Below are 9,741 nucleotides of genomic sequence, written 5' to 3'. Positions count from 1 at the left end.
ATCAAGTTACTTTTGTCAAGTTTTTTGTAAAGAAATATGTTTATAAAGCATAGCTTTTTAAGGGGGATTTAGGGGGATCGCTTTGTACCTGATGGAAGAGAGAATTGCTATATTAATGAATTTTCCAATACTCTTCAAACCGATGCAGTACCTCATGGGATAAAGCCCCTTTGGCCGCCCTGCATCAAGACATAGTTACAGCCAATAGTGTAGTGGCTAAAAACATAGCATTTTACCTAACAAAGGAGTAATCAATTTTATGTCTACTCGTCAATTGTTCAATGTCTTAATCCTATGCTCAGGTACAGTAAGTTTAGTTAGTGCCGCAACTCTTTTAAGTGCTAACCCAGCTCTGGCAATTGTCAATGGCAGTTTTGAAACTGGTGATTTCACCGAATGGGCAACCATAGGCAACACTAGTATTGAGACAGCAGCGTTTGGCAGTGGTCCAACAGATGGAGACTTCCAAGCTCTACTAACCACTGATTTTGGCTCAGTTCCTGTCTCGGATCTAGAAACATTTCTAGGATTAACAGCTGGAAGCTTAGCTACTATCCCTAATCTTCCCAATGTAGGCACTCCCAGAGAGGGTTCTGCAATTCAACAAACCTTCACCGCCCATGCCGGAGATGTTTTGACTTTTGATTGGAACTTTCTCACCAATGAATCGACATCATCGTTTACTCCAGAAACTTTTAACGATTTTTCCTTCGTGAGCATAGCTAAAATGGTAGATGGGCTAGCTGACACCAACTCCCCACTATTCATAACATCTTTGACACGTTTTTTTCAAGAGACTGGCTTTCAGAGTTTTTCTTATACCTTTGAGACCTCCGGAAGCTTTAGTTTAGGAATTGGAGTCTTCGACGAGGATGATACTGCTTTTAGCTCTGGACTGCTGATTGACAATGTTGAGCTCACATCCGTCCCGGAACCTGCTTCAATTTTGGGCTTACTAGCATTAGGTGCTTTGGGAACAGGTACAGCTTTCAAAAAAAAGACTGCTTAAGCATATGCGCTACCCGCACGCTACTTGAGGTGCGGTCAGCGCACAAAATAAATTCTTGTAATTAGTTTGAATTAATTCTCAAAAAACCCCACTGGTTTAAGACACTGGTGGGGTTAATTTATAATTTATGATTTATGATTTATTTACAAATTAACCAAAATTACAATGTAGCCATTAATTTATCCCGTCTAGGGTATAGGTGAAAGCCTATATAGCAATCCGATCTGATTCGTGAAAAAAATGGTATGCTTTAAGGCATTTGGCAGAAGGCACCTAGGGTGTGGGGTGTGGGGTGTGGGGTGTGGGGTGTGGGGGATAAGAAAGGGATGCAGCAAGGGAACAGGGGGTTTCCCCCACTCGCGCTTTGGATCAAGACAATGATTTAAGATTATTATAGAGGGCTAAGCCCTTCCGATTTCCGATTCCCGATTCCCGATTCCCGATTCCCGATTCCCTACTCCCTACTTTAATACAATTATCCCTCGGTTTTAGTACTTATCCTGATTTCAATAGAGGTTTTGAGGCTGTATACTTGACAAAACTTCAGAGAATGCTATTCCAGGGGTTTATTGCCGGTTTGCTCCAACTGATATATTAGATATCTGCTTGTTATGATGTGCGCCTGTGGCATTTCTCTAGAAACAAACTCCTTGGTGACAGGCGATATCCCTATACTAGGCTACCCAAAAGTACTTAACACTTGACGCTACAGGAAATAAACAATGAAATCAAATCCTTTGCCTCAAAAGCACTTGTCCTCACCTCAACCAATTCAGGAAGATATTGATCAAGGAGTTGAACAGCAACCACAAGACTCATTACCCGAACTAGAAACGGAAGCTGCCAGGGAAGCAACCAATACCCCCGCCCATCCCTCCCGCAAAAAGCGACCGATGTGGCCTTTTCTTCTGCTCGGTATCGGTATTATAGCATTGGGTGCGATCGCTTTCAAACAGTTCCAACCTAATCCTGAGGTATCACAAAACACCATCACAGCAGCCCCAGCTGAACCTAACCGGTTACCTGTACGAGCCACCCCAGTCAAAATTTATCCACTGCAACAGTTAGTTTTTGGCAATGGCTTCGTTTCAGCAGTGCGAGGCAAACACCTGACCTTCCAAACCTCAGGAACTATCACCTATCTCAAAAAAGTTAATGGACGGGATCTGCGAGAGGGAGATTTTGTCAAAAAGGGTGAATTACTAGCAAAATTAGATGACCGCAGACTGCGAGCAGATCTGGCACAAGCTCAAGCCCAAACTGCTGAAGCTCAAACCCAACGGGTAACAGCACAAGCCAACTTGTCTCAAGCTCAAGCAAATGTAGAACAAACCAAATCACAAGTAATCAGCGCCCAAGCCCAGTTTGAAGCAGCAAAAAATGATTTTGATTTAGCGATATCTGAATTCAAACGCCGTCTAGAACTTTTCGATGCCGGTGTAATCTCAGAGAGTGATGTTGATGTCTACAGAAATAGAGCCGAGGATGCTCAATCCCAAGTCAGAGCAGCACAAGCTGAAGTTAATGCTGCCTTGAGCAATGTCAAAGCCGCTGAAAGTCAGTTAGCATCTGCCCAGTCACAATTAACTGCTACTCAAGCCCAGATTTCTTCAGCCAAGGCTGGGCAAACTCGCTCTACCATTAGTTTAGAAGATACGGAGATTGTAGCACCCTTTGATGGCATTGTAGCCCACCTTAATATCCGAGAGGGAGACTTCTGGACAACCCAAATTTTAAACAGTTTAAACACTGGTGATTATCAGAGTGTAGTCGATTCAGTGCCTATCATTGTCAATGACCCTAGCGCTTATGAAGTTATTGTCGAACTACCCACTTTTTATGGCCCATTGGTGCAACCGGGTCAATCAGCTTATGTGGTGTTAGATCAAGACATGAGTACTGCCTCTAGTAGAGGCATGACCCAACAGGAATTGTTTCGCCTTGCTAAAGCCCGAGGCACAATTTTTTCAGTCAGTCCTTCGGTTAACCCTGGTGAGCGTTCTGTAAACGTGACCATCCGCCTGTACCAAGGAAGTAAGAATGTACTGGATGGGGAGCGAGTTTCTCTTTGGATCGCTGTGGCAGAAAACCCCACAGCCCTAAGTGTTCCTCTTAATGCAATTGTCTACCGAGACCAGAAACCCTATGTATTTGTTGTAAATCAACAAGAAAAAGTCGTCAAACTGCGTCCGGTAACAGCGGGGATTAGGGGGATTTCTATGCAAGAAATTTCAAGTGGTGTTGAAGTTGGCGACTTAGTGGTCACAGAAGGACTAAATCGCTTAGTTGATGGCACACCAGTTGAAGTGATTGACTAGCAATTTGGAAAGTTTGTAATTGGTCAGATGACGTTTTCCTTTGGTAGGTAATTGATGAGTAGTAAGCTGGTTTCATCCAACCCTAAACCTGAGGGTTTACAGGATAAAATACATCATAATGGGCATAATGGCCATGATGTGCCTGATGTTAACCGAGCCTCAGGTTTAGCTAAATTCTTTTTCCTGAAAACAGTATTTGGTATTCTCTTGATCGTTTTGCTAACCTTGGGTGGATTGATGGGTTATCAGTCGATGGTCAAAGAAGCCGATCCAGATGTGGAAATTCCCATGGCGATAGTGACTACTAGTTGGCCAGGGGCTGACCCAGAAACCATAGAAACTCAAGTCACAGATAAAATTGAAAAAGAACTCAAATCCCTAAAGGGATTGAAGAAAGTTGAGAGTGCTTCTTTCAACGGTTTCTCCCAGATATCAGTGGAATTTCAAGCGAATGCCAATGTTCAGGAGTCGATGGCACTGCTGCGGCAAAAAGTCGATGATGCTGAACCAGAGATTAATTCAGAGGCTAATCAACCAAATATAGAGCAAATCTCTGCCCAAGATGTCCCAATTTTCTCGATTGCTTTATATGGTAATCTCGATCCGGCGGTGTTCAGTCGGGCGGCGGAAGATATTCAAGAAAGACTCGAAAAAGTCTCGGGTGTACGGGAGGTTAATGTAGCAGGACAACGGAAAGAAGTTATCAATGTCCAACTTATCCCCAGCCGCATGATTACTTTGGGGATTTCCCCAACCACAGTAAGTGACCGCCTCAGAGTTGCTAACCAGGATATGCCCTGGGACCAGATTGAAAATGAACAGATTGGAGCCCAGGTGCGATTGTACGGTAGGTTTCGTACCTTGGAAGATTTACGTAGCTTGCCTATCACTCGTTTGGGTGGTAGTTATGGTAGGGTAGTGCGCCTAGATGAAGTTGCCTTAGTACGTCGGGATTTGGAAAGGGAAAAGACTCGTGCTTTCATTAGTTGGCGGGGTTCTGAGTTTGAACCCACCGTCAGCATGGATGTAGTGAAAGTACCAGGGTCTGACTCAATTAACGTCATCGAAAAAACCTTAGAAGAACTGGAGTCTCTCAAGCAAGACCTCAATGTCTGGCCTTTTGGGATGGATTATCGGATTACCTACAGGCAGGACGAACAGATTCACGATGAGCAGAATAACCTGATCAGTAATGTGATTCAGGCAGTGGTTGGTGTTTTTATCATCTTGTTCATTGCCCTGACCTGGCGAGAAGCCATAATTGCTGGGTTATCGATTCCTTTAACCTTTCTCGGAGCTATATTTCTGCTCTGGCTTGGTGGGTACACCCTCAACAATATGATCTTATATGGGATGGTCATAGCACTAGGATTGCTGGTGGATGTATTCATCTTAATGATGGAGGGGATGCATGATGGACTGTTTGTGGAAGGGTTAACCTTTAATCAGGCAGCCCTTAAGACTGTGAGAACCTATGCAGCACCAGCCTTTTCCGGTCAGATGACAACTATTCTAGCTATGGCACCCCTGCTGGTAATTAGTGGCACGATGGGCAAGTTTATACGCTTGATGCCGATCACAGCAATTATCTGTCTGTTGCTAAGTTATGCGATCGCTTTATTAATCGATATACCCTTGTCTCGCTTTGTGTTAGGTAATGTCAAAGGCCAGATTCAAAAAACCCGCATTGATAAATTAACCGAATCCGCCTCTGAATGGTTTAAAAACTGGAGTCTCAAGTTTACAGTACGTAACCGAGCAATAGCTGGTGCTTGGATTGTCGGCACTGTAGTTCTTTTTATGACCTCTTTGGTTGCGGTTGCGCAATTACCAGGAACGCTTTTTCCTGATGCTGACACCCGGCCTATCAGTATCAATGTGGAATTACCCCCCACAGCCACCTTGGCAAAGTCTCAACAAGTGGCAGATGATTTAGGAGAAATTTTGCGTTCCAAGGATTATTTTGAAAGTGTCACCAAATTAGTTGGTCAAAAAAGTGCTTTAGTGGCAGAGAGTGGTCTTAAGCCCACACAGGATAACTATTTACTAGGTTTCTCAGCACTATTTACCAAAAAAAACGAGCGCGACCAGTTCTCCTATGACTATATAGATGACTTGCGAACAGAACTGAATCAGGCGATCCGTAATTATCCTGGAGCATCCCTAGTCATAAATGTTCCTGGTACTGGTGAAGGCGGAGACCCCATTGCCATTGAGCTAAAAGGCAATGACATGAACACACTGCGGCAGATTTCCGGTGAAGTCCAATTAGCACTGCGCCAGATTGATGGGACTGAAGATGTCCGTGATGGCTTGGGAGATTTGCGCAACGATATCAAACTTCGACCCAAACGGGAAGCTATGGATTTTTATGGCATCACTGAAAATGACCTAGCCCTGCAGGGACGCTACATTATGACCGATAACGAGATTACAGACTCTGCCATTAGAGCAGGAAAAGACGACTTAGAAATTCGCCTGAGTACTGCGTGGCCCTCCCGCAACGGAGCTGTAGGTGGTCCGACTCGTCGTGATGAGTTGAGAATGATTCAACTGTTTTCATCAGACCACGGAGCAATATCGGGAGAGGCGATATTGGATATTGAGCAGAGCATGGCTCCCCTATCGATTACCCATACAGATACCGAACGCACAGTTACTGTTTATTCTAAAGCTAAAGGTCGCACGTCTGGAGAGATTTTGGCAGAGTTACAGCCAAAATTAGAGCAAATGAAGAAAACATGGTCTCCAGGTTATGATTACAAATTTGGCGGAGAGGCTGCAACTCAAAGTGAGACCTTTGGTTCCGCAGTTAACATGTCCTATGTATCACTTTTCTTAGTTTTTTCGGTACTGGTGCTGCAATTTGGCTCTTTCACCCAGCCTTTCATTATTATGCTCTCTATCCCCTTTGCTTTGATTGGCACCTTTAGTGGTTTCTCTTTGCTCGGGATACCCCTTTCGTTTCCTGCCATAATTGGGATTATTTCTCTAGTGGGAATTGTAGTTAATGATTCCATCGTGATCGTAGAAACCATGAACAACCATCGCTCAAGTGGAATGAAAGTGCGACAAGCTGCAGCTCATGGTGCTTCTGACCGACTGCGCCCGGTACTCACCACCAGTATTACCACCATGGTTGGTTTGATTCCTTTAGCACTAAGTGATCCCATTTGGTTTCCTTTGTGTATGGCAATTATCTTCGGTTTATGTGCCTCAACCTTGAGTGCGTTGCTGGTGATTCCTTGTTTGTATTTACAGTTGACGCCCAATAAGAGATAGGCAGGAGGCAAGAGGCAACAGGCAACAGGCAACAGGCAAGAGGCAAAAGTTGGTTTTAGTTATAGTTTTTTAGGTGTTGAAAATGTCACAGCTCAAAGACTTTAAATAATTCCTAATTTTGCCAAAATCGATGATCATAGTAATTGCTCATAACTACTATTATTAATCAACTCGACTAGGTGACGACTCTTGCCCTTTGCCTCTTGTGATTCTTCAAACTTGATCTGGATTCACTCCCATTGCTCGTAAGCGAGCAGCCAGTTTTTCAGCCCGTTCTTGAGCGATCGCCGCTTGTTCTTGAGCGATCGCTGCTTGTTCTTGAGCGATCGCCGCTTGTTCTTGAGCGATCGCTGCATTTTCTTCAGGAGTAGGTAGCACAATTCCGTCCAAGGTAGCCCAACGCAGCCAAGTGGCGTCAACCTCCTTATACAAGCCTGACCAACGCACTAAGGCTAACCCTAATCTTTCGCTAATTAGTCGCTCCTGTTCATCTTCACTTAAAGGTTGATAGACTCCATTGTCTAAGCTAAATCCCGCCCAATCTTCTGGATTAAACGGGTCGTACCAAAAATATTCCGGTACTCTGACTTGGTCTTGATAAACTAGCTTTTTGGTAGTTTTATCGGTCTTGGCTGTACTCTCAGAAATTAGTTCAATGATCACATCAGGTGCTTTCCCTTCTTCCCAAACTACCCAACTGAGTCGTTCGCCTTTGGGAACCCCAAGCACTACAAAGACATCTGGACCCCGGAAGTCTTGATTTTTAAGTTGTGCTTCACTGAAGTCACGAACCCACCGTTAACCGCTAACGCGGTATAACGGGGGCTTGAATAAGCTCACGACGTGACCAGCCTCAGACTTTTGAGTCTACGTTTTTTGAGCTATCACACCTTTAGATGCGTCGCTAGTCTTCTGCTCTGTGGTTGACAGTTAAACAGTCATAAATGGGTTAAGACAGTGCTGTTAACAAGACAAACTCAAAAAACATTGGCGAAGCGAACTTAACCCTAGCAATAGGAGAAAACACAATTATGCGTGTCTTTGTACTCAACAAAAATCGACAACCTTTAGATCCATGTAAACCTGCGAGAGCTAGGATTCTACTTTCGACAGGAAAAGCAAAGGTCTATCGTCGTTACCCATTTACCATAATCTTGACGGAGGAGATAAAGGATCCAGTAACTCACGAGCACCAATTAAAAATAGACCCTGGAGCAAAAACAAGCGGTCTAGCTATTGTTCAAGGAACACGGTTAATCTGGGGAGCCGAACTTACTCATAGAGGTTTCCAAATACGAGAAGCTTTGAGTTCTCGTAGACAATTGAGGCGCAGTAGACGTAATCGCAAAACTCGATACCGCAAGCCCAGATTTCTTAACAGAACTAGACCGAAAGGTTGGTTAGCGCCTAGTTTGACGTCTAGGGTTCAAAATATTTTAACTTGGGTTAAAAAGTTGATTCGATTCTGTCCTATCACCGGCATATCCCAAGAATTGGTTAGGTTCGACACTCAAAAGCTGCAAAATCCTGAAATATCTGGTATCGAGTACCAACAGGGTACACTTTACGGCTATGAACTTCGGGAATATTTACTTGAAAAATGGAATCGCAAGTGTGCTTATTGTGGGGCAACAGGTACTCAGTTAGAAATCGAGCATATCAAGCCTAAATCTAAAGGTGGTTCCAATCGGGTTTCTAATTTAACTATTGCGTGTCATCCATGTAACCAGGCTAAATCCAATCAAGATATTGAGCTTTTTTTGTCGAAAAAGCCTAGTATCTTGAAACGAATACTGAGTCAATCATTACGCCCCCTGGCTGATGCGGCTTCTGTTAACTCAACTCGCTGGAAGTTGTACTACGAACTGAAATCAATAGGATTGCCTGTTGAAGTGGGTAGCGGCGGATTAACAAAATTCAACAGGTGCCGCCAAAATCTTCCTAAAACTCATTGGTTAGATGCGGCCAATGTTGGAAAAGTTGAAACTCTGATTATTGAAGTAACCCTACCTTTGGCAATAACAGCCAAAGGACACGGCACTCGTCAGCTCTGTAGGACTAATAAGTATGGGTTCCCCATTCGTCATTGCTCCAGAATTAAATTTCACAAAGGCTTTCAGACAGGAGATATTGTCCGCGCCGTGGTAACTAAGGGGAAGAATATTGGTACTTATGTAGGACGGGTCGCAACCAGAAAATCAGGGTCTTTCAATATCTCAACGAAATCAGGACTAGTGCAAGGGATTAGTCACAAATATTGTCGATTTATTCACAGAAAGGATGGTTATGCTTATACAAACTAGATTCTGTCCTCCTTTTCCTCTCACCGTTAACCCTGCGGGTATAACGGGAGTCTCCAAGGAGGTAGAAAGATGAAGAAACATATTACCGCCCACATAGCCATCCTCCCGCTGGGCCAACCAAGGCAATAACGGATCAATCAGCAATTGCATCTGGAGTTTATGTCGTTCAGTTTCCATCGGAATACCGTCATCACAGGGAAGGTCATACTGAGCTTCAAGGCGGCAGCCCCGCGCTGTACCCGATAGGGTCAGCGTCGGGAAGGATAGCCTGGTGATGGAGTGAAACGGAGTCACCAATTAAAAGTTTTGAGGAATAGGGAAACAAGCTATCAAGCTTCTGATTAATTCTGAAGGGGTCATCCCTCTCCTGTCGGCTTCTTGTTTTAATTGTTGTTTTTCAAATTCAGTTACTCTAACTATCAGTTTTTGATCTTTCATTTTTCTTTATGTTTTGGGTTATCAAACAGGTACCCATATGCTAGATTATTGATAGGTCGATAAACAAGAGGACAAGAATGAAATCCGCATATCAATACCGATTAAGATTAACAAAGTCGCAAATATCAAAAGCGGAAAAATGGTTGGACATGTTGCGTTATCAGTACAACTATTTATTGGCAGACAGGTTCAATTGGTTTGACCAAAATCGCTGTTCTATCAAATCTTGTCCTCTTGTTTGTCACTTACCAGATCTAAGGAATAATCCTGACTACTTTTCTCAGAAGAGAACCCTGCCTCAACTCAAGAAAGACAGACCTTGGTACAGTGACATTCATGCTCACGTATTACAAGACTGCGTTAAAAGAGTTGATCTGACTTTTAAGCGATT

At 43.7% G+C, this 9,741-nt stretch carries 6 protein-coding genes and 2 pseudogenes; 5 read left to right on the top strand and 3 right to left on the bottom strand.

Annotation, left to right across the window (positions count from 1 at the left end):
* The first annotated feature begins 259 nt into the window (after positions 1-259).
* The 3 genes from BJP37_RS11610 to BJP37_RS11600 all read left to right on the top strand — a co-directional run bounded on the left by BJP37_RS11610 (position 260) and on the right by BJP37_RS11600 (position 6,609).
* A complete protein-coding gene (locus BJP37_RS11610) occupies positions 260-1,009 on the top strand; it encodes a PEP-CTERM sorting domain-containing protein (protein ID WP_075898921.1) in 750 nt (249 codons plus the stop codon).
* A gap of 722 nt (positions 1,010-1,731) precedes the next feature.
* Complete coding sequence (locus BJP37_RS11605) at positions 1,732-3,327, top strand: efflux RND transporter periplasmic adaptor subunit (protein WP_075898919.1); 1,596 nt, start codon at positions 1,732-1,734, stop codon at positions 3,325-3,327.
* A gap of 54 nt (positions 3,328-3,381) precedes the next feature.
* Positions 3,382-6,609 (top strand): efflux RND transporter permease subunit, encoded by a 3,228-nt coding sequence (locus BJP37_RS11600; RefSeq protein ID WP_075898917.1) that lies wholly within the window; start codon positions 3,382-3,384, stop codon positions 6,607-6,609.
* Between the two features lie 213 nt (positions 6,610-6,822).
* On the opposite strand, the pseudogene BJP37_RS11595 reads toward BJP37_RS11600, so the two are convergent.
* A pseudogene (locus BJP37_RS11595) lies at positions 6,823-7,392 on the bottom strand (Uma2 family endonuclease); the annotation flags it as partial.
* A gap of 248 nt (positions 7,393-7,640) precedes the next feature.
* Between BJP37_RS11595 and iscB the strand changes: the two are divergent.
* Complete coding sequence (gene iscB, locus BJP37_RS11590) at positions 7,641-8,912, top strand: RNA-guided endonuclease IscB (RefSeq protein WP_075898915.1); 1,272 nt, start codon at positions 7,641-7,643, stop codon at positions 8,910-8,912.
* A 60-nt stretch (positions 8,913-8,972) separates the two neighbouring features.
* On the opposite strand, the pseudogene BJP37_RS44940 reads toward iscB, so the two are convergent.
* Positions 8,973-9,164, bottom strand: a pseudogene (locus BJP37_RS44940) (Uma2 family endonuclease); the annotation flags it as partial.
* A gap of 45 nt (positions 9,165-9,209) precedes the next feature.
* Positions 9,210-9,350, bottom strand: coding sequence for a plasmid mobilization protein (locus tag BJP37_RS11580; RefSeq protein ID WP_075898914.1), 141 nt, complete (start codon positions 9,348-9,350; stop codon positions 9,210-9,212).
* A gap of 77 nt (positions 9,351-9,427) precedes the next feature.
* Between BJP37_RS11580 and BJP37_RS11575 the strand changes: the two genes are divergently transcribed.
* Positions 9,428-9,741: helix-turn-helix domain-containing protein (locus tag BJP37_RS11575; protein WP_158069886.1), on the top strand; the 314-nt coding region annotated here is incomplete at its 3' end.

The organism is Moorena bouillonii PNG (assembly GCF_001942495.1).
Taxonomy (GTDB): Bacteria; Cyanobacteriota; Cyanobacteriia; order Cyanobacteriales; family Coleofasciculaceae; genus Moorena; species Moorena bouillonii.
Note: the sequence above shows the minus strand (reverse complement) of the source record. Positions and strands in the feature narration are given on the sequence as shown.

Coding starts and splice junctions, on each gene's coding strand:
- BJP37_RS11610 (WP_075898921.1), top strand. CDS start 260: ATGTCTACTCGTCAATTGTTCAATGTCTTAATCCTATGCTCAGGTACA.
- BJP37_RS11605 (WP_075898919.1), top strand. CDS start 1,732: ATGAAATCAAATCCTTTGCCTCAAAAGCACTTGTCCTCACCTCAACCA.
- BJP37_RS11600 (WP_075898917.1), top strand. CDS start 3,382: ATGAGTAGTAAGCTGGTTTCATCCAACCCTAAACCTGAGGGTTTACAG.
- iscB (WP_075898915.1), top strand. CDS start 7,641: ATGCGTGTCTTTGTACTCAACAAAAATCGACAACCTTTAGATCCATGT.
- BJP37_RS11580 (WP_075898914.1), bottom strand. CDS start 9,350: ATGAAAGATCAAAAACTGATAGTTAGAGTAACTGAATTTGAAAAACAA.